The organism is Sandarakinorhabdus sp. (genome assembly GCF_987265915.1).
This window is the reverse complement of sequence record NZ_OZ503948.1, coordinates 1,396,849-1,423,636: the sequence shown is the minus strand read 5'-3', so window position 1 is coordinate 1,423,636 and position 26,788 is coordinate 1,396,849. Positions and strand designations below refer to the sequence as shown.

Below are 26,788 nucleotides of genomic sequence, written 5' to 3'. Positions count from 1 at the left end.
CCGGCGCGCCGCTGTTCTGCGAGGCGCCGGGCCATGTTGCGCAACGCGCTGTCAGGCGGCAGCCATCGTTGAACGCTGACGGCGGCTCACGGCGCCGACGAGGCCAAAGCCAGCGATCAGCATCGCCCAGCTTGCCGGTTCCGGCGCCGGCTCCATGGCCGTATTGTAGACGGCGACATTGTCGAGCGTGCCTTTGAAAAACTCACTGCCGAACGTCCGGCCAATCGCAAAATTGCCGTTCTGCACATTGGGAAGACCAGGCCTGTCGCTGTGGCTCAACACACCGTCAAAGAATAGTTTGCGTGTCGTTCCGTCAAAACTAGGCCGTGGACTCATAATGGCGCAGGCGTAGCCTGATGCAGGCCAGCTTGGTCATTGCGAGGAAGGATGAGCCGAGCTTGTCATAGCGGGTGGCGATGCGGCGGTAGTATTTGAGTTTGTTGAAGAACCGCTCGATGAGGTTGCGCTGGCGGTAGAGCCAGGGCGAGAAGCAGACGGGATCGCGCCGGTTGCGCTTGGGTGGGATGTTGGCCCAGCCACCGCCACCAGCCACCATGGCGCGCAGCCAGTCGGCATCATAGGCCCGGTCTGCAAGCACCATCTGGCCGTGGCGGATATCGGCGAGCAGTTCAGCAGCCGCCTTGATATCGTGGGTCTGGCCGGGCGTGATGACGATCTTCACCGGCAGGCCATCGGCATCGGTCAGAGCATGGATTTTCGTAGTAAGACCGCCCCGGCTTCGTCCAAGACATCGATCTGGGTGGCTTTTTTTAAAGTGGCAGCGGCATGATGCACACGCACGCTGGTGCCGTCGATCATGCGCACGTCGCCACCGTAAGCATCTGTAATTGCATCCATGATCCGGTCCCATACGCCGGCCTTCGTCCAGCGCCGGAACCGATTGTAGCACGTGGTGTAGGGGCCATAGCGTTCCGGCAGATCACGCCAGGGCGAACCCGAACGCAGCACCCAAAAGATGCCATTCAACACCCGCCGGTCGTCCACCCGCACCACACCGCGCGGCTTGTTCGGCAGCAGCGGCGCAATCACACGCCATTCAAACTCCGTCAGATCGTAGCGGCTCACCATAGGCTCCCTTCCGGAAACCTTGAATCAGAACCTCGCCGCCTTGGGAATCCCATTTATGGGTACACGGCCTAACGAGAACGTTGTGCCATAGATTGTTGCTTGTGTTGGCACCGACATCGAGATCCCTACCCCACCAATAATGGCGGAAGCCACCTTGTATAAGGCGCAGCGCATTGACACTATTGTTCGTGCCGTAGGCGCCCCAGCCGATAATGCCGAGAGCGCCAGTAGACGGCGTCTTGAAGTCGGCGGAAATCGTATAGGCCGATGATCCGAGCGGGAACATCGACGGCACCAGCCCGGTGACGGTCGACAGCAAGCTGCTGCCGTCGAGGGCAACCCCGCCACCCGTCCGTCCGGTGGTAAAAGTCCCACCGGAATTCACCAGATTATTGCCGAGACCACTGCTGTCGAGACCCAGGTTTGCAGCGGAATCGAATTTGTAGAGTGCAACCAGCGTCGCTTGCGCTGGCACGGCCACAATCAAAGTTACGGCGCCCGTTGCAATGGATACAAGACTAGTAAACTTCACCATATTCCTGTTACCCCCTGAACCCGCCGGAATGTTGCATCCACCCGCGTGAAATAGATGCGCGCCGTGCCCAAGAAGAGGCCATGCGATTTAGTAAGTCGCTTGACACTGGTGATGACCGCAAGGTCGCACCCACTCAAAATGGGGTGGTTCACCTTGCATTGCGCATTTGGAATGCCGAACAGGGGATCACATGCAACAGATTACATCGCGTCAGGGCCAGCGGCCGCTGCGCGCCATCGCGCGCATCATTGATCAATGGTCTTATGACATTGCCCTGAAATGGGCCGCGTTTTTCGACGGCGATATCAAGCTGGCGGTGATCTGCCTGTTCATCGAATTGGCCAACACTGAATATATCTTGGCCGATGCCGGGTTGGCCGTACGCTATCGCAATCGCTTTTTGCCGCTCGAAGCGTGTCGGCCGGTGCCGATTGCCTCCGTCGCGCTGGCGCTGGGCCTTGATGCCGAAACCGTGCGCCGCAAGATTGCCCTGCTGAAGGCGCGCGGCCTTGCGGTCAGCGATGATCGCGGCGTCATCATCAATCTGGACTATCTGGCCAACAATGCACTGCGCGATGAATTTGAGAATCTGTCAGCTCGCCTGGGCACGCTGATCGATGATCTTGATCGGCTGATCATCAACAATGGCTATGATGCGGTGCTGCTGGCCGATCTCACCGTCCATCTGGCAATCGATCACGTCGCCATTGCTGCGAGCAGCAATCTGGTATTCATCCTGGTTTGCAAATATATATCGCGCACATTGGTTGATGGCGGGCTGATTTTTGGTTCTGATCGGGACAGTGCCGTCGTTTATTTCACGATCTATGTCGAAAACAACCGCCAGATCACCCATGATCCCGTGTTGTCAAAGGCCTATGCCTGGCTCGACAGCCCCACGCCGAGCGCCGAGTGCCGCCCGGTCAGCGCCAACTTCATCGCCCGCCGGGTCGGGCTGCCGCCCGAAACCGTGCGCCGCAAGATCAACCGCATGATCGCCATGGGCCAGATCGAGCGCACCACGCGAGGCCTGTTGGCGATCCCCATGCCCGGCGTCATGGACGTTCATGCCATGCGTTCCTGGCACCAGATCATCACCTTGCTGAAATCGGTACGGCGCATCACAGCCTTGGCCCCGGACAGCGGCGCCAAGCCGCCCTGAACGTGCGGGTCGGACTTCACTGTCTTGACGACACGATGCGGAAGCGCTTCGATTTGTGCTGGATTGCGCCCACACAAGGCCGGTAAGGGCAATCCCGTCATGACCCAACTCGCCATCCTGTATGAACATCCCGCCTGGTTCACGCCGCTGTTTGCCGCGCTGGATCGGCGCGGGATCGACTATGCGCTGCGCACGCCCGGCACGGCGTTCGATCCGGCAGATAGCGCGGTGCCGGCACCGTTGATCCTCAACCGCATAGCCATGTCGGCCTTCCTGCGCGAGGCGGAGCATCCGATTTTCTGGACCAGCGCGCTGTTGGCGCAATGGGAAGCCGCCGGTGCCCGCGTGTTGAATGGCACGCGCGCGCTGGCCATCGATACGGCGAAGGCGCGGCAGCTGGCGTTGATCAGCCGCCTGGGCCTCGCCATTCCGGCGACGCGCGTGGTGCACCGCGCCGCCGACGTGGTTGCCACGGCGGACAGCATTAGCTTTCCGCTGGTGGTGAAGGCGAATATCGGCGGCGCCGGCGCCGGCATCGTGCGCTTTGACAGCCGCGAAGCCTTGCGCGCGGCGGTGGAAGATGGCGGCCTGCCCGGCAGCATCGATGGCGTGCTGCTGGTGCAGGAATTGGTGCCGATCCGTGGCGGGACCATCACCCGCATGGAAACACTGGACCGCCAATATCTCTATGCCATCGATGTCGCCGGCGGCGGCGCCTTCGATCTGTGCCCGGCCGATGCCTGTGTGGCCGGCAGCGGGATCAGCATGGCCGCGGTCGAGCCCGCCGCCGCGTTGCGCGATGCCGCCGAAGCCATTGCGCAGGCCGCGCATCTCGATCTGGGCGGGGTGGAAGTGATGATCGACGACCGCTGCGGCACGCCACGTTTTTATGACATCAATGCCCTGTCCAACTTCGTCGCGCGCCCGCTGGACGTGTTGGGCTGGGATCCGCACGACCGGCTGGTCGATCACATCGAGCGCTGGGCGCAGGAGACAGTCTGATGCGCTATGGTTTCTGGATGCCGGTGTTCGGCGGCTGGCTGCGCAATGTCGCCGATGAGAATATGGACGCGAGCTGGGATTATGCCCGCCGGCTGACGCTGAACGCGGAACGCTGGGGCTATGACCTCACGCTGATTGCCGAGCTGAACCTCAATGACATCAAGGGCATCGAGCAGCCGGCGCTGGACGCATGGTCCACCGCCGCCGCGCTGGCCGCCATTACCGAGCGGCTGGAGCTGATGGTGGCGGTGCGGCCGAATTTTCACCATCCGGCGCTGTTCGCCAAGGCCGCCGCCAACATCGATCGGATCAGCGGCGGGCGGCTGGCGCTGAATGTCGTATCGAGCTGGTGGGCCGACGAAGCTCGGCAATATGGCCTGATATTCGATCAGCATGATGATCGTTATGCCCGCACCGGCGAATGGCTGCAGGTGGTCGATGGCCTGTGGACGCAGGAACGCTTCAGCTTTGCTGGGCAATATTACACCACCGATTCCGCGATCTGCGCGCCAAAGCCGGTGAAGCGCCCCACCGTCTATGCCGGCGGTGAAAGCGAGGCAGCCAAGACGCTGATTGCGGCCCAGTGCGATGCCTATGTGATGCACGGCGATCCGGTCGATGTGGTGGCCGCCAAGATCGCCGACATGGCCGCCCGCCGTGCGGCCACTGGTGGTGCGCCGATGCAGTACGGCATGGCCGCCTATGCCATCGTGCGCGACAGCGAAGCCGAAGCGCAGCGCGAGCTGGAGCGCATCACCACGGTCGGCGAACTGCCGGCCGGCTATGCCAATTTCGATCAATGGCTGTCGGGCACGCAGCTGGAGCGCGAATTCAAGTTGCAGGAATATGCGGTGTCGAACCGCGGCCTGCGGCCCAATCTGGTCGGCACGCCCGAACAGCTGAAGCAGCGCATCGCCGATTATGAAGGCGCTGGGCTCGATCTGCTGCTGTTGCAGATGAGCCCGCAGGCCGAGGAAATGGAGCGCTTCGCCGTACAGGTGATGGGGCGCGTGGCCGCGCCGATCGGGGCATGACCGGCGGCACCACGCTGCGCATCCTGGCCGGGGTGATCGTCGGGCTGGGGCTGGGGGTGATCGCCGGGCCGGACAGTGGCCTTGTTCCAGCCGCGCAACTGATCGGCGGCGTGTGGCTTGATGCGCTGCGGATGACGGTGGTGCCTTTGGTGTTCGGCCTGATCGTTACCGGCATCACCGGCACGCTGCGCCAGGGCGGCGCCGCCGTCACGCGGCGCGCGCTGATCAGCTTCATCGCATTGCTCGTTCTGTCGGCCTGCGTGGGTCTCGCGGTGGGCGGGGTGATGTTCGCCGATTGGCAACTCACGACCACGCTGGCGCCGCCGGACCAGGTGGTGCCGGCACTGCCGGCCACGGCCGATACGGTGCGTGCCCTGATCCCCGCCAACCCGATCGGCGCCGCGGCGCAGGGCGCCATCGTGCCGGTGGTGATCTTCGCTTTGGTCTTCGCCTTCGCGCTGGCCCGCATCGATGCGGCGCGCGCCCATGCCATTTCGGAAGGCCTGGCCGGCGTGGTCGATACGATGCTGGTGATCGTTGGCTGGGTGCTGCTGCTCGCGCCGGTCGGCGTGTGTGCGCTGGCCTTTGCCGTCGCGGCGCGCACCGGGATCGCGCTCGGCACGGCGCTGGGTTGGTATGTGCTGGTGCAGATCATCGCCACGCTGCTGCTGGCGCTGATCGTCTATCTGCTGGTGGCGCTGTTCCGGCTTGTGCCGATGATGGCGTTCGTGCGCGCGGCGGCCCCGGCACAGATGGTGGCGTTCACCACCCAATCGTCGCTGGCCTCGTTGCCGGCGATGCTGGCCGCGGCGCGCACGCTGGGGTTGGCGCGGACGCAGGCCGATACGCTGTTGCCGATGGCGGTGGCGCTGTTCCGCATCGCCGCGCCGGCCTCGATCGTGATCGTCGCGCTGGCGCTGGCGCATCTGGGCGGCGTCCCGCTGGGCTGGCTGCAACTGGTGATCATCGCCGCGCTGGCGGTGGTCAACACGCTGACCATTGCGGGCCTGCCCAACCAGATCACCTTCTTCGCGGCCTATGCCCCGGCCGCGCTGGCCGCCGGCATCCCGATCGAGCTGTTGCCGTTGATGCTGGCGGTCGATGCCATCCCCGACATGGCCTATACGGTGAGCAACGTCACCGCCGATCTGGGAATCACGGCACTGCTGAGCGGGCGGGATGCAGACGCGCCTACAGCCCCGCGGTGATCTTCTGGGCTGCGGCCATCATTTCGGGCAGGATCTGCCTTTTCATGTCCTGCACGGATGACCGGGATGACGGGCAGCAGACGTTGAGCGCCGCAATCACCTTGCCGTCGCCGTTGCGGATTGGCACCGAAATCGCACCCAGGCCGACTTCCAGTTCCTGATCGACGATGCTGTAATTGGCCAGGCGCGCCTCCTCGATCAGCGCGCGGAGCTTGACCTTGGACATGACGGTGTTCGGCGTCAGCTTCTCAAGCTTCACGCTGTCCAGATATTTTTCGCGCACCTCTTCAGGCTCGGCGGCGAGCAGGATGCGCCCGGTGGAGACGGCAAAGGCCGGCGCCCGCTTGCCCACCGTGATGCCGACATTGATCAGCCGCTCCGAGGTTGCGCGGGCCACATAGAACACGTCTTCGCCGGCCAGCACGGCGGCAAACACCGATTCCTGCAGCGTTTCGGCGAGTTGGTTCATCACCGGCTGGATGACATCCAGCATGCTCATCGACGACACCGCCGAATAGCCCAATTTCAGCACCTTGGGCTTCAGATAGAACAGCTTGTCGTCCTTTTCGGCATAGCCTTCGCGCACCAGGGTGAGCAGCAGGCGGCGCACGGTCGCGCGCGACATGCCGGTGCTGCGCGCAATATCCGAAAGCGTCATCTTGGGGCGGGATTTGGTGAAAGCCGAAATCACCTCAAGCCCGCGCGCCAGCGATGCCACATAGTCACGATCGCCGGCATCGGCGACCTCCAGCGAATTCATGGAAGGGCTTTCGATGAACGACATATCGCGCCTCAACTCAAAGGCGGCACACCTGCCATACAAACATATTTGATTTCAAGAAATTCATCGATGCCGTGGCGGGAGCCTTCGCGCCCGATTCCGGAGGCCTTCATGCCGCCGAACGGAGCGCCTTCATAGGAGGTGGCCCCGGTGTTGACGCCAACGATCCCGAAATCGAGCGCCTCGCTGAAGCGCCAGACTCGGGCATGATCCGCCGTGAAGAAATAGGCGGCCAGGCCATATTCGGTATCATTGGCCAAGCGGACGGCCTCGGCCTCGGTTTCGAAGCGGAACACCGGCGCCACCGGGCCGAAGGTTTCTTCGCGGGCGATCAGCATGTCCTGCGTGGCATCGGCCAGCACCGTCGGCTGGAAATAGCTGCCGCCCAGCGCATGGCGGCCACCGCCGGCGACCAGCCGCGCGCCCTTGGCCAGCGCATCGGCGATATGCGCCTCGCATTTTTCCACCGCCGCCATGTCGATCAGCGGCCCCTGCTGCACCCCGGCGGCAAAGCCATCGCCGACCTGCAAGGCCGCCACCGCCGCTGTCAGCGCCGCCAAATAGCGATCATGGATGGCGGCCTGCACATAGATGCGGTTGGCGCAAACGCAGGTCTGGCCCATGTTGCGGAACTTGGTGGCGATGGTGCCGGCCACCGCCGCTTCGATATCGGCATCGTCGAACACCACCACCGGCGCGTTGCCGCCCAGTTCCAGCGCCACTTTCTTGATGGTGCCGGCCGCCTTGGCCATCAGCTCGCGGCCAACTTCGGTCGATCCCGTGAAGGTCAGCTTGCGCACCGTTTCGCTGGTGACCAGCGCATCGCCGACCGCGCCGGCGCTGCCCGGCACGACATTGAACACGCCTGGCGGCAATCCGGCGCGGATCGCCAGCTCGCCCAGCGCCAGCGCCGACAGCGGCGTCGCGCTCGCCGGCTTCAGCACCATGGTGCAGCCGGCCGCAAGCGCCGGTGCCGCCTTGCGCGGGATCATCGCCATCGGGAAATTCCACGGGGTGATGGCCGCGACCACGCCGATCGGCTGTTTCATGACGGCGATGCGGCGGTCGCGCGCGAAGCTCGGCACCAATTCGCCATAGATGCGCTTGGCCTCTTCGGCATAAAATTCGAAGAAGGCCGCACCATAGAGGATTTCGGCGCGCGCTTCGGCCAGCGGCTTGCCCTGCTCGGCGGTCAGGATCTGGGCCAGATCCTCGACATGTTCGACCACCAGATCATGCCAGCGCCGCAGGATGGTCGAGCGTTCCTTGGCGGTGCGACCGCGCCAATCGGGAAGGGCCGCATCAGCCGCTGCAATGGCAGCTTGCGCCTCGGCCGTGCCGCCCTTGGCCACCTGCGCCAGCACGGCGCCGGTCGCTGGATTGGTGACATCGAAGCGCGCCAGGCCCGCCGGCATCACCCATTGGCCATTTATCAGCAGCGCATCGCGCAACAGGCCCCGATCCTTCAATTCCATGTCATGCTCCTTGATCTGCGGGCATCGCTCCTGCCCGCTCCCGCCGCACATGGGCGCGCAAATCGAACAACGTCGCCGCACCCGTAAGTCCGCACGCGCGGCGGGCAGGGCAAGGGCTTGTTGTGAGGCTGGAGAGATGGTTTAGTCAACCGGCGAACACGCGTTCGCAATGTGAACAAATCATCAGGATCACGCCATCTGGCGGCCGAAGCTGTCGGGCCGGAGCAACCCGGTTGACGCTGGCGGCAGGCGAAGATCAGAGAGCGGGCATGAGCGAGTTTGTGCAGATCAGCTTCGAAGGCGAACCGATCCGGGCCCGCGCCGGGGAAAGTGTCGCCGCCGCGCTGACGGCGCATGGCATCAGGGGGATGCGCACCACCCGCTCCGATGCCGAACGCGGCCTGTTTTGCGGCATGGGCGTGTGCCAGGATTGCCTGGTGGAGATTGATGGCGCCCCCAATCGCCGCGCCTGCATGACCAGCGTTGTCCAGCCGACGACGATCCGCCGGCAGCGGCACGGGCACAGCGGCACTGGCGCGGTCGATCCGCTGCCGCCGGCCACCATCGACGACATGCGGGTCGAGCGTCCGGAACTGCTGATCATCGGCGCTGGGCCCGGCGGCCTTTCCGCCGCCATCGCCGCGCGCCGGGCCGGCGTGGATGTGATGGTCGTGGACGAACGGCGCCTGCCGGGCGGGCAATTTTTCAAGCCGGTCGCCGTGCAGGGTGACGGCGTATTGCCGCCCGATGCCCAACATCGGGAAGGGCTGGCGCTGGTGAACCAGGCGATTGCAGCCGGCGTGGTCATCCGCAGCGGCGTGACGGTGTGGGGCGCATTCACACCGCTGGCGTTCGTCGCCGCCGCCGAAACGGCCGGGGCCATGCGGATATTGCCCAGGGCCGCCATCATTGCCACCGGCGCCTATGAGCGCGCCTGGCCGGTGCCGGGCTGGCAATTGCCCGGCGTGATGACCACCGGCGCGGCGCAGACCTTGTGGCGCACGGCACGCCGCCTGCCGGGCCGGCGGGTGCTGATCGCCGGCAATGGCCCGCTCAATCTTCAGCTGGCCGCCGAACTCAGCGGCGGCGGCGCGGATGTGGCGGCCGTGGTGGAGGCCGCGCCGCCGTCAACGCACGATCTGGTTGCGGCGGCCGCCATGGCCGCGGCGTCACCAGCGCTGGTGGCGCAAGGCCTGCGCTATCACTGGCAGCGGCTGCGGCGCGGCGTGCCGATGCTGCACGGCATGGTGGTCGCGGCCATCGCGCAGACGCCGACCGGCCTGCAGGTCACGATCAAGGCCGCATCGGGTGACGCGAGCCAACGTGTGTTCGAAACCGATGTGTTGTGCCTGGGCTATGGCTTCGATCCGTCCAACGAACTGCTGCGCGCGCTGGGCTGCCGCCATGATCATGATGCCGCGCTGAACCGGCTGGTGCCCCGGCGGGATGGCGATGGCCGCACCAGCGTGGCCGGTGTCTATGCGCTGGGCGACTGTACCGGGCTTGTCGGCGCGCGGGTGGCGGCGGCCGATGGCGTGCTGGCGGGCTTTGCCGCGGCGGCTGATCTTGGCCATGCCATCGGGCCTGAATTGGCGCAGGAACGGCAGGCTGCCGCCGCAGCCGGGCACCGCCATCGCCGCTTTCAACAGGCCCTGTGGCAGCTCTATCGCGCGCCGCCGCTGCGCATCGCCGACGTCCCCGACGACACGATGATCTGCCGCTGCGAGGAGGTTTGCTTCGGCACGGCGCGGGCGGCGCTGGCCGATGGCCAGACCCAGGCTGGCACCATCAAACGCGCCACCCGCATCGGCATGGGGCCGTGCCAGGGCCGTTATTGCCGGCCGTTGCTGGAGGCGCTGATCACGGATCGCTGCGGCACGGCACCGGACGAGTTTTCCGGCTTTGCGCCGCGTCCACCGGTGAAGCCGGTGCTGATCCGCGATCTGGCCGGGCGCTGATGGTGTCTGCCGTCCTGCCCGCCGAAATCGGCACGCTGGTGGTCGGTGGCGGCGTCGTCGGCTCGTGCCTCGCCGGCTTTCTGGCTGACGAAGGCCATGACGTCATGGTCATCGACGATGGCCGTGGCGGCGGCTCCGGCGCCAACGCCGGCAGCCTGCATGTGCAGATGCAGAGCCGCTTCATGCGGCTCTACCCGGAAAATGTCCCCAACATGGAACGCCAGCTGCCGCTTTACCCGAAGGCGGTGGCCTTTTGGCAGGCGCTGGGGGCGCAGCTGGGGGCGGATTTCGATCTGAAGATGACCGGCGGGCTCATGGTTGCGGAAAGCCAGGCGCAACTGGATTTCCTGGCCTTGAAGGCCGCGCGGGAACGGCAGTTCGGCCTTGATGTCGAAATCCTCGATCGCGCTGCGCTGGACCGGATTGCACCGCATTTCGGGCCCGCCATTGTTGGCGCCGAACTTTGCGCCAACGAAGGCAAGCTCAATCCCTTGCTGTGCAATGCCGCGATCCGAAACTGGATCAAGGCGCGCGGCGTGGTGCTGGCGGAACATCTGCGGGTGACGACAATTGCCCGGGCCGGTACCGGCTTTGCCGTGACCACGCCGCGCGGCACGGTGCGCGCTGGCCGGGTGGTGCTGGCCGCCGGGGCCGGCGCGCGGGCGCTGGCCGCCAGCCTGGATGCGGGCATCATGATCCCGGCGGTGGCCGAACCGCTGCACATGAACATCACCGAAGCCGCCCCGCCGCTGATCGGCCATCTGGTGCAGCATGCCGATCGCATGATCACGCTCAAGCAATTCGCCACCGGGCAGATCGTCATCGGCGGCGGCTGGCCGGCGCGGCTGGAGGGCGATCACCCGCAGGTCGAACTGGCCAGCCTGATCGCCAATGCCAGCCTGGCGCAGCATATCGTGCCGCAGATCGGCAATCTGCGCATCATCCGCACCTGGGCCGGGATCAACACCTCGGTGGACGGGATGGGCGTGCTGGGCGAAGTGCCGGCGGCACCTGGGCTGTTCATGGCCATTCCCGGCGATGCCGGATACACGTTGGGGCCGTTGTCGGCGCGGCTGGTGGCCGACGTCATGCTGGGCCGCGCGCCGCAAGAGGATATCAGCCCGTTCCGGCCGGATCGTTTCTGGTGAAACGGCAGCAGTTCGCTGGCATGCTACGCGAATCCGGCCAGACCAACGGGAAAGAGCGCGTGCGCACAGCGAACGATGTTTCAAAAAACGACCGTGATTGCGGCCCAATCGGCGGCGTTTCCCTGATAAATGGCCAGAAAATGCATCTTGCGCGGGTCCAGCCATCTGACCATAGTGAACATATGGTCGCCATGCGAACATTTCAGTAAAGGGAGTGGGGGCTGTGAATCAGCCGGGGCGCAATCCGTTGCGGCGGCATGTCACGCGCCGCGATGCGCTGCGCGTGCTGGCGGGCAGCGGCGCGGCCGCTGCGGTCGCCTTGACCGCCGGCTGCGGCAGCAAGGATGAACGCACCACCTTGCGCTGGTGGTCACCGCAGGCCGCGCCCAATCAGTTGAAGGCCTACAAGGCGCAGATCGCCGCCTTCGAAGCCGCCAACCCCACATTGCGCGTTGTCTTCGAACCAACATCGGATGAAGGCTATCCGGCGCAGTTTGCCGCGGCCTTTGCGGCCAAGCAACTGCCGAACCTCGTCACCCACCTGCCCTCGTTCGCGGCGCAGACCTATTATGCGCAAGGCCTGCTCGAGCCGGTCGATGATGTGATCCAGGCGATCGGCAGTGACAAATATTTCGCCGGCGCCAACGACATCTATCGCACCGCGGACAATCATTATTGCGCCACCGGCATCGGCAACACCGCGGTGGACATGTTCTGGTATCGCAAGGATCTGCTCAACGCTGCCGGCATCGCGAGCCCGCCGGCCACCTGGGACGAATTGCGCAGCGCCTGCCGGAAACTGCAACGCCCGGGCCTGTACGGCGCGGCCTTGCCCTATGGCATGAACGCGATGACATCGCTGATCTTCATCGGCTTCATCCACCGCGCCGGCGGCCAGCTGTTCAGCCCCGATCTGGCCGTGGCCATCGACAGCCAGCCGACCTATGATGCGCTGGAATTCTATCGCTCGATGCGCGAATTTTGCCCGGCCGGCGCGTCGAATTTCAGCTGGGGCGAAAGCCTGACCGCCTTTGTTTCGGGCGCCACCGCCACCGGCATTTATGGCGGCCGGGTGCTGGCCAATGTCGCGGCGCAAAATCCCGGGATTGCTGATGCGATCAGCTGCACAGCCTACCCCACAATGTCGCGCGATGTCCCGGCGTGGACATTCAATGATTTCCCCAGCCTGATGATCCCCAAGGGTGTGGCGAACCTCGCCGAAACCAAGGCCTTTGCAGCAATGCTCTATCGGCCCGACCTGTATGTGCAGCAGTTGCACGCCGCGCCCGGCCATGTGCTGCCGGTGCTGAAGACGGTCGCTGCCGACCCGGCCTATATCGCCAATCCGCTGATTGCCAAATATGGCGCCGAGATCGATCTGATGACCCGCAGCGCCGCCGCCGGCCATAATCTTGGCCAGGAAACCGCGGCGCACAAACCCAATCTGAAGGCCAACGAGATCATCGCCAGCAACGCCATTGCCGAACTGGTGCAGCGTGTCGTGCTGAACGGCGAAGCGCCGCGCCAGGCCGTGGCCAAGACGGCGGCGCGGTTGGCGGAGCTGATGCGTGGCTGACGCGGCCACAGCGCCGGCATCCCCTGGGGGAGTCGCGCGCGAACGCCGGGAGGCCCTGCTCGGACTGGCGCTGATTGCGCCGACGATCCTCGTGCTCGGCGCGGTGATCGTCTATCCTTTGCTGTCGGCGATCTATCTGTCCTTCTTCTCGATCTACACGCCCACGCTGGAAGGCCATTTTGTCGGCCTCGGCAATTATCGCGAACTGCTGGGCTCGGGCGGCTTCTGGTCTGCCTTGCTGACCACGGCAATCTGGACGGTCGGCACGCTCACGCTGCAAATCCTCGTCGGAGTCGGCATGGCGCTGCTGCTGCATCAGAATATCCTGTTCCGCTCGCTGGCGCGCAGCCTGGTGCTGTTCCCCTATTTCCTTTCGACCGTGGTGGCCGTGCTGGTCTGGCGCTGGCTGTTCAACGATCTCTATGGAATCGTGAACAGCCTCGCCATCAGCGCCGGCCTGATCGATGCGCCGGTGAACTGGCTGGGCAGCATGCCCAATGCCATGCTCAGCATCATCGTGGTCGGCGCCTGGAAATTCTTCCCGTTCGTGGTGATCGCCGTGCTGGCGCGGCTGCAAACCATCCCGGAAGCGCTGTACGAAGCTGCCAAGATCGATGGCGCCGGGCCGATCAGCCGCTTTTTCGATGTGACCCTGCCACAGCTGCGCGAGGTCCTGACCATCGTGATCCTGCTGCGCACGGTGTGGGATTTCAAGGAGTTCGATCTTGTCTATCTGCTCACCGGCGGCGGGCCGGTGAACGGCACCCGCACCCTGCCGCTGATCGTTTACCAGCAGGCGTTCGGGCTGAACCAGATGGGCATGGCCGCGGCCTATGCCGTGTCGATGATGCTGGTGATGCTGGTGTTCATGCTGGCCTATCTGCGCCGGGCGCGGGCGGCCACGCCATGAGCCCGCGCCGCCGCCCTGCGCTGCTGGCCAGCCTGATCACCTGGCCGCTGGTGATCATAATTGCCTTCCCCTTGGCCTGGATGCTGCTGACCTCGGTGAAACCGCAAACGGAATTGTTCACCACGTCGCCGCGCTTCTGGCCGCAAGCCATCACCTTCGAACATTATGCCCGCGTGCTGACCGAAACGCCGTTCCTCACCTATTTCGGCAACAGCATGATCCTCGCGATCTCGACCACCGTGCTGGTCGTCGCGGTCAGCGTGCTGGGCGCCTACAGCCTGGTGCGCTTTCGGTATCGAGGCCGCGAAACGCTGGCGACTTTGGTGTTGTTCACCTATCTGCTGCCGTCGGTGGTACTGATTTCGCCGCTCTATCTGATGCTGGTGCAGGTCGGGCTGGCCAACACGCTGGCCAGTCTGGTGGCCGCCTACATGACCTTTGCCTTGCCCTATGCGCTGTGGCTGCTGCGCTCGTTCATGGCCGGCATTCCTGAAGACCTTGAATCCGCCGCCATGGTCGATGGCGCCAGCCGCATGGGCGCGTTTGTCGATGTCGTGCTGCCGCAGGCCTTGCCGGGCATCATTTCGACCGCGCTGTTCACCTTCATCCTGGCCTGGAACGAATATCTGTTCGCGCTGGTGCTGGTGAACAGCGATGAGGCCCGACCGCTGACCACCGGCGTCATGAACATGCTGATTTCCGCCTTCAACATCGAATGGTCGCTGTTGATGGCCGCATCGGTGATGATGAGCATCCCGCTGGTCATCCTGTTCGGCGTCTTCCAGCGCTACCTGACCAGCGGCGTTGGCGCCGGCGGCGTGAAGGGTTAGGCCGTGGTGCAGGTGGTCTTCGACAAGGTCCGCAAGACCTTCGGCGAAACGGTCGCCATCCCGTGCCTCGATCTGACGATCGAGTCCGGCGAATTCGTGTCGTTGCTGGGGCCATCGGGCTGCGGCAAGACCACGACGCTCAGGATGCTGGCCGGGCTGGAGCAGACCAGCGGCGGCAGTATCCGCATCGGTGACCGCGATGTCGTCGATCTCGCACCGGCCGCGCGGGACATCGCGATGGTGTTCCAATCCTATGCGCTTTATCCGCACATGACCGTCGCGGAGAATATCTGCTACCCGCTGAAGAAGCGCGGGGTGGCCAAGGCCGAGCGGGCGCGCAAGCTGGCCGAAGTCGCCGCGCTGCTGAAGCTGGAGCCGCTGCTGGACCGCAAGCCGAAGCAGTTGTCGGGCGGCCAGCAACAGCGCGTCGCGCTGGGCCGCGCGCTGGTGCGCGACCCCAGCGTCTTCCTGCTCGATGAGCCGCTGTCCAACCTCGATGCCGCGCTGCGCGCCCATATGCGCGCCGAACTGATCGAGCTGCACCGCCGGCTGGGCAAGACGATGGTCTATGTCACCCACGACCAGCTCGAAGCGATGACCATGTCCACCCGGATCGCGGTGATGCGCGACGGCGTGCTGCAGCAATTCGCGCCGCCGGCCGACATCTACAACCAGCCGGCCAATGCCTTCGTCGCCGGCTTCATCGGCACGCCGGCCATGACCCTGGCCTATGGCATATTGGTGCCCGAAGCGGACAAGGCGAGTGTCCGGGTCGGCGCGCTGGCCATCGATCTGCCGTTCGCGGTCCCTGCGGCAACGCAAGGCGACGTCACCATCGGCATCAGGCCCGAAGATGTAATCGTGGGGGCCGGCCCCTGGGCGGCCAGGGTGCGGCTGGTCGAACCGATCGGCCATGAAACCATCGTGTTTCTGGAGGCCGATGGCCTGTCATTGACCGCCCGCATTGCCGGATCGGCGGCGCTGCATGCGGGCGAGTCGGTCGCTTTCGATCTGCGGCGGGATCGCCTGCATCTGTTCGACAAACATGACGGCCGCCGGCTGGCGACCGTGCCCAACCGCTGATCGGGGAGACACACGTGGATCGCAACAGCGTCAATTGGTCGGGGCCGATGCCCGCCGTCACCACGCAATTTCATGATGATGGCCGGATCGATGAGGCCGGCTTTGCCGCCAACATGATCGAACTGATCGATGCGGGCGCCACCGGCGTCGTGGTCGGCGGGTGCACCGGCGAGTTCTGGGCGCTGAACCACGAGGAGCGCAAGCGCCTGTTTGACGTGGCGCGCGAGGCGATTGGCGGCCGCGGCACGTTGATTGTCGGCACAGGTGCGATCACGGTGGCGGAAACCGTGGCCCTGACCCGCCATGCCGAGCAGATCGGCTGCGATGGCGCGCTGATCCTGCCACCCTATTTCGTCAAGCTGACCGACGACGAGATTTTCGCCCATTATGCCGATGTCACCGCGCAGGTGGGCTTGCCGGTGCTGCTCTACAACATCCCCGGCAATGCGGTGAATGCCATCACGCCGGCGCTGGCCGTGCGGCTGGCCGATCTCGATCCGGTGGTGGCCATCAAGGAAAGCTCCGGCGACTGGAACAATTTCTACGGCACCCATCTCGCCGTCCATGATCGGCTGCGGGTGTTCTGCGGCCCCTCATCGGTGTTCGGCGTGCCGGCCGTGCAGCTGGGTGCCGATGGCACCATCGATTGCTTCCCCAATATCTGGCGCCGCGGCGGCCTTGATCTCTATTTCGCGGCGAAGAATGGCGACAGCGCGCACGCCGCCGAACTCCAGGCGATGGGGCGCAAGCTGACCGACCTGTTCACCAGCGGCGGCCGCACCCTGTATCCGGCCACCAAGGCGGCCATGGACATGCTGGGCTATCCCGGCGGTGGCACGCCGCGCCCGCCGCTGCGCCGGCTGTCGGCTGAGGCGCACGCTGGCCTCCAGGCCGGGCTGCAGGCGCTTGGTTTGCTTTGATCAGCGACAAGGGGAGAAACGACATGAACGTGCAGACCAGGATCGCCAGACGAGCGCCGGCGCTGGTGCCGGCCCAATATGACGTGCAGTATGGCGATTTCATCGGGATCGGACCCAACGGCAATCTGTGGGTCGATGGCTGCGATGTCGCCGATCTGGCCGCCCGCTTCGGCACGCCGCTCTACATCATCTCCGAAAACCAGCTGCGCCACACCTATCGGGCGTTTCGCGATGCCTTCCGCGCCGAATATCCCGATGTCGAGATCCTGTTCGCCAACAAGTCCAACAATGGCCTCGCCATCCGCCACATCATGAACAGCGAAGGCGCCGGCGGTGACTGTTTCGGCGCGCAGGAAATGTATATGGCGCTGCTGGCCGGCACCAATCCGAAAACGCTGGTGCTGAACGGTTCGAACAAGCAGGCCGACGAGCTGGAAATGGCCATCGCCAACGGCCTGTGCATCAATATCGATGCCATGGACGAGCTTGACCGCATCGACGCCGTGGCGCGCCGGCTGGGCGTGGTTGCCGATATCGGCATCAGGCTGAAGCTCGATCTGGAGCCGCTGCGCGACCGCATGGGCGTGTCGATGCACGGGCCCGGCACGCTGAAACAGCAGAGCGATTCCACCAAATGGGGCATGACCCGCGAGCAGACTGCCGACATCGTCCGGCGCGCGCTCGCCATGCCGGCGGTGCGGCTGAAGGAAACCCATTTCCACCTGTCGCGCATGTCGAATGATCCGGCCGATTTTGCCGTGATGGCGCGCGAGATGATCACCTGTTCCGGTTATTTGCGCGATGCCACCGGCTGGGTGCCGCCGTGCATCGATATCGGCGGCGGCTGGACCTTCGGCAAATGGTACGGCACCGGCCCCAACAGCCAGCTGGATGACCAGAACGCGCCGACGCCGGCGGATTATGCCCGGCTGTGCTGCGGCGCGATCAAGGAAGAGGCCGAGAGACTTGGCCTGCCGCTGCCCAGGCTGCGGCTGGAGCCGGGCCGCGCCCTGTCCGGTCCGGCCGGCGTCGCGGTGGGCCGTGTCGGCGCGGTCAAGCAGGGCGAGACCCGCAAGTGGGTCAACCTCGATATTTCCACCAACCATCTGTCGTGGGCGGCGGTTCTGGATTGGTATTATCATGCGCTGCCAGTGGTGGATGCCGCGGCCGAGCCGACCGAGACGGTCGATCTGGTCGGGCCGCTGTGCAACAGCGATGAGGTGGGCAAGCACCGCCGCATGCCGGCGTTGCAGCGTGGCGATCTGGTCGCCTTCCTCGATACCGGCGGCTACACCGAATCCTCGGCAGCCCGATATAATGCGCAATTGCTGCCAGCCACCGTGCTGGTCACCGGCAGCCATGCCGAAGTCACCACCGAACGCGAGCAATTGAAAGATGCCGTGGGCCGCTTCCGCGTGCCGGCGCATCTGCTCGCCGCTTCGTTCGCGCCGGCGGAATAAGCGCCATGGATCTGGGCATTTCCGGACGTCACGCGCTGGTTTGCGGCGCCAGCAAGGGGCTGGGCCTGGCCGCGGCGCGATCGCTGGCACGCGAAGGCGTGCATCTGACGCTGGTGGCACGCAGCGCCGACACCTTGGCGGCGGCGGCACGCGCGCTCGCGGATGAAACCGGCATCAGGGCCAATATCCTGGCCGCAGACCTGACATCGCCGGACGACCGCGCGGCTGTGATCGCCGCCTGCCCCGATCCCGATATCCTGGTCTGCAATCCCGGCGTGCGGCAGACGCCGGATGATTTCCGAACGATGGCCCGCGCCGATTGGGATTTCTGGATGGAGGCGCATTTCCATGCCCAGATCGATTTCATTCGCGCCGTCGTGCCCGGCATGTGTGACCGCAAGTTCGGGCGGGTGGTCAACATCTCGGTGAGCAACATCAAGTTCCCGCAGGTGAATTTTGCCCACAGCCATGCGGCGCGGGTCGGGCTGGCCGGTGCCATCGCGTCGATGGTGCGCGAGCTGGTCCCCCATAATGTGGTGATCAACAGCGTGCTGCCCGGCTTTTTCGATACGGACGCGCTGCGCACCAACCTGCACAGCCATGCCGCGCGGGGCAATACGACCTATGAAGCGATCGTCGCGGACCGGCTGAAGCAGACACCGGCGCGGCGCTTTGCCGATCCGGCCGAATGCGGTGATCTGATCGCCTTTCTGTGCGGTGCCAACGTCGGCTTCATGACCGGGCAGAACATCGTCATCGATGGCGGCGTCTATCAGGGTCTGTTCTGATCATGGCCGAAGCTGCGCCTTCGCCGATGTTGGAGCCCGCTGGCCGGGTGGTGATGATCTCGGGGGCGTCGCGCGGCATTGGCCTCGCCATTGCCCGCAGACTGGCCAGCGAGGGCTATGCGCTCTCGCTGGGGCTGCGCAATCTTGCCCGCTTGCCCTTGGACGGCTTCGATCCGGCCACCACCTTCGTCCATGCTTTCGACGCCGCCGAACCGCCCACGGCGCTGGCCTGGGTGGAGGCGACGGTCGCGCGCTTCGGCCGCATAGATGCCCTGATCAACAATGCCGGTATCCTGCGCCAGATCGATTTCGATCACGGTGACGAGGCGCTGCTCGATGAAATCTGGGCCATCAACGTCAAGGCGCCGTTCCGCCTGATCCGCCATGCGTTGCCGCATCTGGCCAGCGCGGGCAACGGGCGCATCATCAACATCGCCTCCACCGACGGCAAACGCTATCGGCCCGGCGTTTCGATCGGCTACACGATGAGCAAGCACGCCGTGGTGGCGCTCACCCACGCCGCGCGCTTTGCCGGCCATGAACAGGGCGTGCGGGCGACGGCGCTGTGCCCGGGGGCGGTGGACACTGATCTGATTGCCAATATCCCCGGCGTCACACCGCGGCAGGACCGGATTGCGCCGGCCACGATCGCCGAGACCGTGGCCTTCCTGCTGCGATTGCCGAACAGCAGCGCCGTTGCGGAGCTGGTGATGAACACGCGGCTGGAGTCGTGGATTTGAGCATGAAGCGGAGCCGATTTTCAGACGAGCAGATCATCGCGATCGTAAAGGAACAGGAGGCCGGCATGCGCAACCTGGTCGACAATGATCCGCCGATGGTGCCGCAGTTCGACCCAGCGCCGTCGTTCGCCGTGGAAGGCAACACCGGGTCGGGCGCTTACGAAGCGGTCAGCCGCTTCAGCTTCGCTGGCGCCAATTTCCGCTTCCAACGCCGGGTCTGGCCAAGGCGTCCGCTTGCAGCACGGGCCGATGTCCGCTTCAATCACCAGCGTGTTGAAGATGTCCGGTCCAGTTTCTGCGCAATGGGATCCGTCTCGTCTCCCCCTGAGGCGGCCCCCATGCCTTTTTTGTGTAAAGCTGCTTCAGCGTGTTGCAATCGAAGCCCGTTCTGCCGTTACCGCATGGAGACGTGTTGACATGTCCGCACCCGCACATCCGATGTCCCCGCTGCGCCACGCGCGGTTTGCCACGGCCGCCTTTGCTGCGGTCCTGCTCGCGTCGGCCGGCTGGGCCGCCGCGCCGGATGGACTGACGGCCGCGGATCTGACCGCGCTGCAATGGCGCGAGGTTGGCACGGCCATGTCGAGCGGCCGCGTCACGCGCTTTGCCGTGCATCCCACCGATCAGCGGATCATCTACACCGCCAGCGCGTCGGGCGGCCTGTGGAAGACGGTGAATGCCGGCACAACCTGGACGCCGGTGTTCGAAAAGGGCTCCACCATTTCGATGGGCGAAGTCACGCTCGATGCCAGCGACCCCAACATCGTCTGGATCGGCACCGGCGAGCAGAACAATGTCCGCAGCTCGCAATATGGCGACGGCGTGTACCGGTCCCGCGATGGCGGCGCCACCTGGGAGCATATGGGCCTGACCGAAAGCCGCCACATCGGCCGCATCATTGTGCACCCCAAGGACAGCAACACGGTGTTCGTCGCGGCGCTGGGGTCGCTATGGGGCCCCAGCGAGGAACGCGGCCTCTATCGCACCCGGGACGGCGGCAAGACCTGGACGCGGCTGCTGCGGCCGAGCAAGTTCACCGGCGTGGTGGACGTGGCCATGCACCCGAACAATCCCAACATCCTCTATGCCGCCACCTTCCAGCGCGAACGCCGCCAGTGGAGCATGATCGGCGGCGGCGGCGAAGGCGGCCTGTGGCGCAGCACCGACGGCGGCGACAGCTGGGTGCGGGTCGGCAATGGTTTCCCGACCACGGCGGTCGGCCGGGTGGGCGTCACCTTCTGCCCGAACAATCCCGACACCATGTATGCGACCGCGGTTGGCCCCGATGGCGGCACCTTCCAGTCCAAGGATGGCGGCAACAGCTGGGAACGGCGCAACGCTCAGATGCAAAGCCACTGGTATTATGGCGAAATCTTCTGTGATCCGAAAAATCCGGAACGACTCTATGAGCCCACGACGCCGCTGTCGCGATCGGACGATGGCGGCAAGACCTTCACCAACATCCTGCCGAACCAGGTCCATGCCGACAATCATACGATGTGGATCAACCCGAAGGACAGCGACCATCTGCTGCTCGGCAATGATGGCGGCATGTACACCTCGCGCGACGGCGGCAAGCGCTGGATCTGGCAATCGAACCTGCCGTTGATGCAGCTCTACACCGTCGCAGCCGACATGCAGGAGCCCTTCTATCACGTCTATGGCGGCACCCAGGACAATGGATCGTGGGGTGGACCGATCGGCACGCGGTTCGACGACGGCATCGCCAACGAGGATTTCGCCTTCCTGTCCGGCGGCGACGGATTTTATGCGGTGGCCGATCCGACCGACCCGGACATCATCTATTCCCAGTCGCAATATGGCAATCTGGTGCGCACCAACCGCAAATCCCAGGCGCAAAAACGCATCCAGCCGTGGCAGCCGCAGCAGAGCGAGTTCCCGGCCTATCGCTGGAACTGGAGCGCGCCGTTCGTGATCTCGCCGCATGATCCCAAGACGCTGTATTTCGGCGCCAATGTGCTGTTCCGCAGCCGCGATCGCGGGGACAGTTGGGAACGCATAAGCCCGGATCTGACCCGCCAGCTCAGCCGGGACAATCTGCCCCTGCAAGGCAAGGTGCAGCCGGCTACGGCGATCGATCTGCATGCCAGCACCGCGCTCTATGGCAATCTCCACAGCGTGGCGGTCTCGACCGTGCGCCCCGGCTTGCTGGCCACCGGCAGCGATGATGGCCTGATCCAGGTCAGCCGCGATGATGGCCGCACCTGGACCAAGACCGCGTCCTTCCCCGGCGTCGCCAATCAGAAGAAGGTCGGCATGGTCGCCTGGTCGCCGACGAAGGAAGCCACGCTCTATGCGGTGTTCGATGGCCATCAGGACAATGATTTTGCCCCGCATGCGGTGCGCAGCGACGATTATGGCGTGACCTGGCGCAACATCACCGCCGATCTGCCGGCCTTTGGCCCAACCAAGAGCATCACCGCCCATCCGAAGAATGGCGAACTGCTGTTTGTCGGCACCGATATGGGCGTGTATTTCTCGCGCGATGGCGGCGGCAGCTGGCTGCCGCTGCGCGCTGGCCTGCCGACCAATTCGGTGCAGGGCATCATCGTCCACCCGCGCGAGAATGACCTGGTGATCGGCACCCACGGCCGCGGTTTCTGGGTGCTCGATCAGCTGGGTCTGGTCGAGAAATTGACGCCGGAGGTGGTCGCGTCCCACAGCTATCTGGCGCCACCGCGCCGCGCCACGCAGATCCGCGATGTGAACCGTGGGCGCAAGAATGCCGGGAACATGTATTTCACCACCAAGAACCCGCCGCGCGGCGCCATTATCGATTACTGGATCGGCACGCAGGCCGCCGGGCAACCGGTGGCGATCGAGGTGCTGGATGGCAGCGGCACTCTGGTGCGCACCCTGGCGCAACCGACGGCCAAGCGCGGCGCCCAACGCGCCATCTGGGATCTGCGCCTTGATGCGCCGGCCAACGACAGCCCGAACGCCTATCGCCGCTTGCAGGGGCGGTTCGTGGTGCCCGGCCGCTATCAGATCCGCCTGAAGGTGGGCGATCAGGCGCATACCCAGCCGCTCGATGTGCGCCTCGATCCCGGTATCAGCATCAGCAGCGCCGACAGCGCCGCGCTGGAAAGCCTGTTGGCCGCGCAGGCCAAGCTGGTGGCCGCCACCTATCATGCGAACAAGGCGGTGAGCGCCAGCCTGACCCAGACGACGGCGCTGGTGAAGGCGCTGAAGGATGCCAAGGCAGCCCGCCCACTGCTGGCCCGCGCCGAAACCGCGATGAAGGAGGCCGATCGCCTCAATGTCGTGCTCAACGGCCGCGAGGACGGCATTGCCCAGCAGGAAACCTTCCTGCCGCTCGCTGACCTGACCCAGCGGCTTTATTCATCGACGCAGGAATATACCGCCGCACCCGATCCGGCGCAGCGCCAACTCACCCAGGCGGCGCAGGGCGATGTGCAGACGCTCTACAAGGCGATTGCCGCGCTGGTATCCGTACAGCTGCCGGCGCTGCAGGCGGCCACGACCGCCGCTGGTGTGGCGTGGCCGGCCCCGGCCCTGCCGCAACTGCCGCCAGCCGCCGTTGCTGCGGCCCAACCGTGAGAAAGTGAGACGCATTATGACAGGCCCGAAACGCAGGATTGTCCACCTCGCCCTGGGCGCGGGGTTACTGGGGCTGGCGGCGATGGCCACACCCGCTGCGGCGGATGGCGGCGGCGGGCTGCTGTCGTTCGAGGCGCTCAAGTTTCGCGAAGGCCATCGCGAGGCGGCGATCGAACGCCGGGCGCAATTCGCGCGCCAGATGAAGGGCGGCCTCGCGGTGATCACCAGCGCCGACCGATCACAGCACAACCGCTATGAAGGCTATACCGACGACACCGAAAACAAGGATTTCGTCTATCTGACCGGCATTTACGATGCCGAACCTCCCGGCCATGTGCTGGTGATCAATCCCGGCGGCAGCACCTACAAGGAAGTGCTCTATACCGACATGAAGCCGGAAGAGGCCACGCGCCTGTCCGGCATTAAGCATGTGTTCCCGCGCAGCCGGTTCCTGGAGCATATGAGCAGCGCGGTCAGCGATTATCGCAACCTGCGCATCACGCAATTGCGCTTCAAGGAAGTGGCGTCGGACTATGCGCGCGGCTGGGGTGACAAAGAGAAATTGCTCTACGTCAACTACCCGCGCTTTGAAAATCTGAACGAGCCGCCGGCGCCGCGGCTGGCCTTTGTCGATCGCATCCGCGCGGCGAGCAGCGAGATTGCGGTGCGCGATGCCGGTGATATCCTCGATCCGATGCGCATGATCCTCGACAGTTTCGCGCGCAAGAATCTCGATCAGGCCATCGCCATCACCGGCCTGGGCCTGCAGGAAGGCATGAAGCTGGCGCGGCCCGGCCTGACCACCCTGCAGGTGATGCACACCATCGATCATGTCTATCGGCTGCAAGGCGCGACGCTGGGCTTCATCACCGGCGTGATGGTGGCCAGCAATCTCAACGAGAAATTGAAGTGGGAAACCACCGCCGAGGAAGAGGCGGCGCGCAAGGGCGATGCCCGCATCCAGGCCGGCAATCTGGTGCATATCGATACCGGCGCGGCGATGAACCATTATTCGGCCGATACCCAGCGCACCGTGCCGGTGGACGGCAAGTTCACGCCGGAACAGCGCAAGGTCTATCAGGGCGTGCTCGACGTGCAGAAGGCGGTGATCGCGGCGGTCAAGCCGGGCGTCACCTGGCAGCAACTGCAGCAGATCGCCGAAACCGAACTGCGCAAGAAGGGCGGCTGGGACGAGAGCTACACCTATGGCATCGGCCATTTCATCGGCATGGAAGTGCATGAGAATGGCGATTATGTCGGGCCGCTGAAGCCCGGCATGGTGATCGCCATCGAGCAGGGCGCCGTGGTGAACGGCACCCGCGTGGCGTTCGAGGATGATGTGCTGGTCACCGAAACCGGCCATGAATGGCTGACGCGCTTCATTCCGATCGAGATCGACGAGGTGGAGGCGCTGCGCCGCCAGCCCGCGACCTTGCAGCCCATTTTCGTGCCACCGCCGCGGCGCTGATCGGCCATTGCCCTGACCGCATGGCAACTCTATACGCCGTGAGGCCATGACCAAAGGATCGTCCACAAGGGTGGGCAAGCGTGCGCTTCTCGCCCTGGGCTGTCTGCTGCTTGCCGGGGCGGCGGACGCGCAGCTTGCCGCGCCGCCGCCTGTGCAAACGCCGGAAGCCGCGTTCATCACGGTGACCGCGCCGGCGCTGCCCGGCCGCGTTGCCACGCCGCTGGTGGGCCTGAAACCCGAAGCCCTGCTCGATCGCCAGCCGCGCAGCGTCGCCGATGCCTTGCGCGGCCTGCCCGGCGTGTCGATCCGCACCAATTCGCGCGGCGAGACCTCACCGCGGGTGCGCGGTGGCGACGAACGGCAGACCTTGGTGTTCCTCGATGGCGCGCCGCTGGCGGTGCCGTGGGACGGCCGCATCGATCTCGGCCTGCTGCCGGCCGGCATCATCGGCAGCCTTTCCGTGCGCAAGGGCGCCGGCGCCATCGAATATGGCGCCAATGCCGTGGCTGGCGTGGTCGATCTGCAAAGCCGGCTGACCGGCGCCGTCGCGCAGGCGCAGGCTGGGCCCCATGGTCTGACCAACCTGTCGGCGGCTGCGGCCGTGCCGGTCGGGAAACTCAACCTCACGCTGGCAGCGGCGCACCAGGCGCAGGATGCGGCTGTCGTGGCCCGCAATTCGGCACTGCCGTTCACGCAGCCGGCCAGCAATCGCCGGCTCAATACCGATCTGGCCGCCACCAGCCTGTTCGGCGGCATCGGCGGCAGCGCCGGCGTTGTGAACTGGCGTGCCAGCCTGCTCCATATCGATGCCCGCCGCGGCATCGCGCCCGAATCCGATCGCAACCCGGCGGTCGCGGCGCCGCGCTTCTGGCGTTATCCGGATTGGCAATTGACCCAGGCGCAGGCGGCGGTGGAAGCCGGGCTGGGCGGCGCGACCGCCCGCGCCGTGGTGTGGCGGCAATGGTTCGGCCAACGCATCGATGCCTATCGCGACGCCAGCTACACCACGCTGCGCGGCCGCGAGGAAAATGATGACGACATGGTCGGTGGCCGCTTCACGCTCACCCACCAGGCCGGGCCGGCGACATTGCGCTGGAGCCTGTCCAGTCAGCGCGGCGACCATCTGCAAACCGACACCGCCTTCCCGCCCGGCACGCCGGGGCCGACGCTGCGCTTTGCCCAGATGCTGGCATCGGGCGGTGTCGAGGCCGATGTGCCGATCGCCGGCGCGGCCCTGACGCTTGGCGTGGCGCTGGACCGCGCTTCCTACCCGCGCACGGGCGACAAGCCGGTCCAACCAGTGCGCCAGGCCGCGGCTTTTTCCGCCGCGCTGAAAACCCCGCTGGCGGCCGGGCTCGATCTCACCGTGTCGGGCGGGCGGCGGAATCGCTTTGCTTCGGCGCGCGAATTATTTGGGGAGGCGCTGGGCCGGTTCCTGCCCAATCCGGCGCTGGAACCCGAACAGGTCTGGCTGGCCGATGCCGAACTGACCTGGGCTGTGGACGGCTTGCGGCTGAACCTCAACCCGTTCTGGGCGCGCACGCATGGCAGCATCGGGCAGCGCATGGTGCGGGTGAACGGCGTCAATCTTCGGCAACGCTTCAACCAGAGTGCAGCCACCAGCTTCGGCGTCGATGTGGCCGCGCAGATCAAGGTGGCGCCGGGGCTGACGTTCGAGGTGACCGGCACCGCGCTCGATGCCAGCGCCGCAGGACAGCCGCAGGTGCAGCGGCCATTTCACGAGGTGATGGCGGCCATCGATTGGGCGCTGGGCGAGGCCATCGACCTGCGCGCCGAACTGCGCCGCCTCGGCCCGGCGCGCGATCTTGGCATCGATGGCAGCCTCGCGCGCCTGCCACCGGCCACGGAGGTCAATCTGCGCGCCCGTCTGCCCGTCGCCTGCATCAGCGGCGCGCGCCTCTCGGCGACCGCCGCCGTGGACAATCTCACCAATGCCGTGCTGCTGCCGCAACTGGGCCTGCCGCTGCCCGGCCGCACGGTGCGGCTTGGCCTGGTGCTGGCGCGCTCGCCCTGCTGAT

General features: G+C 65.4%; 22 protein-coding genes and 1 pseudogene. 17 read left to right on the top strand and 6 right to left on the bottom strand.

The genetic code is table 11. From position 1 onward, the window contains the following. Window positions 1-51: 51 nt before the first annotated feature. The 3 genes and pseudogenes from AC6UUM_RS06955 to AC6UUM_RS06945 form a co-directional block, all read right to left on the bottom strand. A complete protein-coding gene (locus tag AC6UUM_RS06955) occupies window positions 52-336 on the bottom strand; it encodes a PEPxxWA-CTERM sorting domain-containing protein (protein ID WP_500804601.1) in 285 nt (94 codons plus the stop codon). Continuing rightward, window positions 320-1,089, bottom strand: a pseudogene (locus AC6UUM_RS06950) (IS5 family transposase). The gene AC6UUM_RS06955 and the pseudogene AC6UUM_RS06950 overlap by 17 nt, the downstream one beginning before the upstream one ends. Beyond that, window positions 1,058-1,624: a hypothetical protein gene (locus tag AC6UUM_RS06945; RefSeq protein WP_500804600.1), complete on the bottom strand. Its 567-nt coding sequence runs from the start codon at window positions 1,622-1,624 to the stop codon at window positions 1,058-1,060. The pseudogene AC6UUM_RS06950 and the gene AC6UUM_RS06945 overlap by 32 nt, the downstream one beginning before the upstream one ends. Window positions 1,625-1,814: 190 nt before the next feature. Here AC6UUM_RS06945 and AC6UUM_RS06940 point away from each other — a divergent pair, with 190 nt between their 5' ends. The 4 genes from AC6UUM_RS06940 (at window position 1,815) to AC6UUM_RS06925 (ending at window position 6,030) form a co-directional block, all read left to right on the top strand. Next, on the top strand, window positions 1,815-2,786 hold the full coding sequence (locus AC6UUM_RS06940) for a hypothetical protein (RefSeq protein ID WP_500804599.1): 972 nt from the start codon (window positions 1,815-1,817) through the stop codon (window positions 2,784-2,786). 99 nt (window positions 2,787-2,885) lie between these two features. After that, window positions 2,886-3,788 carry an ATP-grasp domain-containing protein gene (locus AC6UUM_RS06935; RefSeq protein WP_500804598.1) on the top strand — a complete coding sequence of 301 codons (903 nt, stop codon included), beginning with the start codon at window positions 2,886-2,888 and terminating at the stop codon, window positions 3,786-3,788. After that, window positions 3,788-4,822: an LLM class flavin-dependent oxidoreductase gene (locus AC6UUM_RS06930; RefSeq protein WP_500804597.1), complete on the top strand. Its 1,035-nt coding sequence runs from the start codon at window positions 3,788-3,790 to the stop codon at window positions 4,820-4,822. Before AC6UUM_RS06935 ends, AC6UUM_RS06930 begins: the two co-directional genes overlap by 1 nt. Beyond that, window positions 4,819-6,030 (top strand): dicarboxylate/amino acid:cation symporter, encoded by a 1,212-nt coding sequence (locus tag AC6UUM_RS06925; protein WP_500804596.1) that lies wholly within the window; start codon window positions 4,819-4,821, stop codon window positions 6,028-6,030. The genes AC6UUM_RS06930 and AC6UUM_RS06925 overlap by 4 nt, the downstream gene beginning before the upstream one ends. Here AC6UUM_RS06925 and AC6UUM_RS06920 read toward each other — a convergent pair. Both AC6UUM_RS06920 and AC6UUM_RS06915 read right to left on the bottom strand, forming a co-directional pair. Further along, on the bottom strand, window positions 6,014-6,790 hold the full coding sequence (locus AC6UUM_RS06920) for an IclR family transcriptional regulator domain-containing protein (RefSeq protein ID WP_500804595.1): 777 nt from the start codon (window positions 6,788-6,790) through the stop codon (window positions 6,014-6,016). The two genes, AC6UUM_RS06925 and AC6UUM_RS06920, sit on opposite strands and share 17 nt — an antisense overlap. A gap of 32 nt (window positions 6,791-6,822) precedes the next feature. Then, on the bottom strand, window positions 6,823-8,286 hold the full coding sequence (locus AC6UUM_RS06915; protein ID WP_500804594.1) for an NAD-dependent succinate-semialdehyde dehydrogenase: 1,464 nt from the start codon (window positions 8,284-8,286) through the stop codon (window positions 6,823-6,825). 269 nt (window positions 8,287-8,555) lie between these two features. Between AC6UUM_RS06915 and AC6UUM_RS06910 the strand changes: the two genes are divergently transcribed. From AC6UUM_RS06910 to AC6UUM_RS06865, 10 genes are all read left to right on the top strand, one after another. After that, complete coding sequence (locus AC6UUM_RS06910; protein ID WP_500804593.1) at window positions 8,556-10,244, top strand: FAD-dependent oxidoreductase; 1,689 nt, start codon at window positions 8,556-8,558, stop codon at window positions 10,242-10,244. Further along, complete coding sequence (locus AC6UUM_RS06905) at window positions 10,244-11,392, top strand: NAD(P)/FAD-dependent oxidoreductase (RefSeq protein ID WP_500804592.1); 1,149 nt, start codon at window positions 10,244-10,246, stop codon at window positions 11,390-11,392. The genes AC6UUM_RS06910 and AC6UUM_RS06905 overlap by 1 nt, the downstream gene beginning before the upstream one ends. A gap of 223 nt (window positions 11,393-11,615) precedes the next feature. Continuing rightward, complete coding sequence (locus AC6UUM_RS06900) at window positions 11,616-12,968, top strand: ABC transporter substrate-binding protein (protein ID WP_500804591.1); 1,353 nt, start codon at window positions 11,616-11,618, stop codon at window positions 12,966-12,968. Beyond that, entirely contained in the window at window positions 12,961-13,878 is a 918-nt protein-coding gene (locus AC6UUM_RS06895) for a carbohydrate ABC transporter permease (RefSeq protein ID WP_500804590.1), read from the top strand. The genes AC6UUM_RS06900 and AC6UUM_RS06895 overlap by 8 nt, the downstream gene beginning before the upstream one ends. Then, window positions 13,875-14,708 carry a carbohydrate ABC transporter permease gene (locus AC6UUM_RS06890; protein ID WP_500804589.1) on the top strand — a complete coding sequence of 278 codons (834 nt, stop codon included), beginning with the start codon at window positions 13,875-13,877 and terminating at the stop codon, window positions 14,706-14,708. Before AC6UUM_RS06895 ends, AC6UUM_RS06890 begins: the two co-directional genes overlap by 4 nt. Window positions 14,709-14,711: 3 nt before the next feature. Then, window positions 14,712-15,791, top strand: a complete 1,080-nt coding sequence (locus AC6UUM_RS06885; protein WP_500804588.1) for an ABC transporter ATP-binding protein — start codon at window positions 14,712-14,714, stop codon at window positions 15,789-15,791. A 14-nt stretch (window positions 15,792-15,805) separates the two neighbouring features. After that, window positions 15,806-16,711, top strand: a complete 906-nt coding sequence (locus tag AC6UUM_RS06880; protein WP_500804587.1) for a dihydrodipicolinate synthase family protein — start codon at window positions 15,806-15,808, stop codon at window positions 16,709-16,711. A 23-nt stretch (window positions 16,712-16,734) separates the two neighbouring features. Then, window positions 16,735-18,171, top strand: a complete 1,437-nt coding sequence (locus tag AC6UUM_RS06875; RefSeq protein ID WP_500804586.1) for a diaminopimelate decarboxylase family protein — start codon at window positions 16,735-16,737, stop codon at window positions 18,169-18,171. A 5-nt stretch (window positions 18,172-18,176) separates the two neighbouring features. Then, window positions 18,177-18,959 carry an SDR family oxidoreductase gene (locus AC6UUM_RS06870; RefSeq protein WP_500804585.1) on the top strand — a complete coding sequence of 261 codons (783 nt, stop codon included), beginning with the start codon at window positions 18,177-18,179 and terminating at the stop codon, window positions 18,957-18,959. Between the two features lie 2 nt (window positions 18,960-18,961). Continuing rightward, window positions 18,962-19,699, top strand: coding sequence for an SDR family NAD(P)-dependent oxidoreductase (locus AC6UUM_RS06865; RefSeq protein ID WP_500804584.1), 738 nt, complete (start codon window positions 18,962-18,964; stop codon window positions 19,697-19,699). A gap of 20 nt (window positions 19,700-19,719) precedes the next feature. Here AC6UUM_RS06865 and AC6UUM_RS06860 read toward each other — a convergent pair whose 3' ends face one another. Continuing rightward, complete coding sequence (locus AC6UUM_RS06860; protein WP_500804583.1) at window positions 19,720-19,965, bottom strand: hypothetical protein; 246 nt, start codon at window positions 19,963-19,965, stop codon at window positions 19,720-19,722. Between the two features lie 151 nt (window positions 19,966-20,116). Here AC6UUM_RS06860 and AC6UUM_RS06855 point away from each other — a divergent pair, with 151 nt between their 5' ends. From AC6UUM_RS06855 to AC6UUM_RS06845, 3 genes are read left to right on the top strand one after another with little or no spacing between them, the layout of a single operon-like run. Next, window positions 20,117-23,281 (top strand): WD40/YVTN/BNR-like repeat-containing protein, encoded by a 3,165-nt coding sequence (locus tag AC6UUM_RS06855; RefSeq protein WP_500804582.1) that lies wholly within the window; start codon window positions 20,117-20,119, stop codon window positions 23,279-23,281. A 16-nt stretch (window positions 23,282-23,297) separates the two neighbouring features. Next, on the top strand, window positions 23,298-24,749 hold the full coding sequence (locus AC6UUM_RS06850; protein WP_500804581.1) for an aminopeptidase P N-terminal domain-containing protein: 1,452 nt from the start codon (window positions 23,298-23,300) through the stop codon (window positions 24,747-24,749). Between the two features lie 46 nt (window positions 24,750-24,795). Then, a complete protein-coding gene (locus tag AC6UUM_RS06845) occupies window positions 24,796-26,787 on the top strand; it encodes a TonB-dependent receptor (protein ID WP_500804580.1) in 1,992 nt (663 codons plus the stop codon). The last annotated feature ends 1 nt before the right edge of the window (window position 26,788 follow it).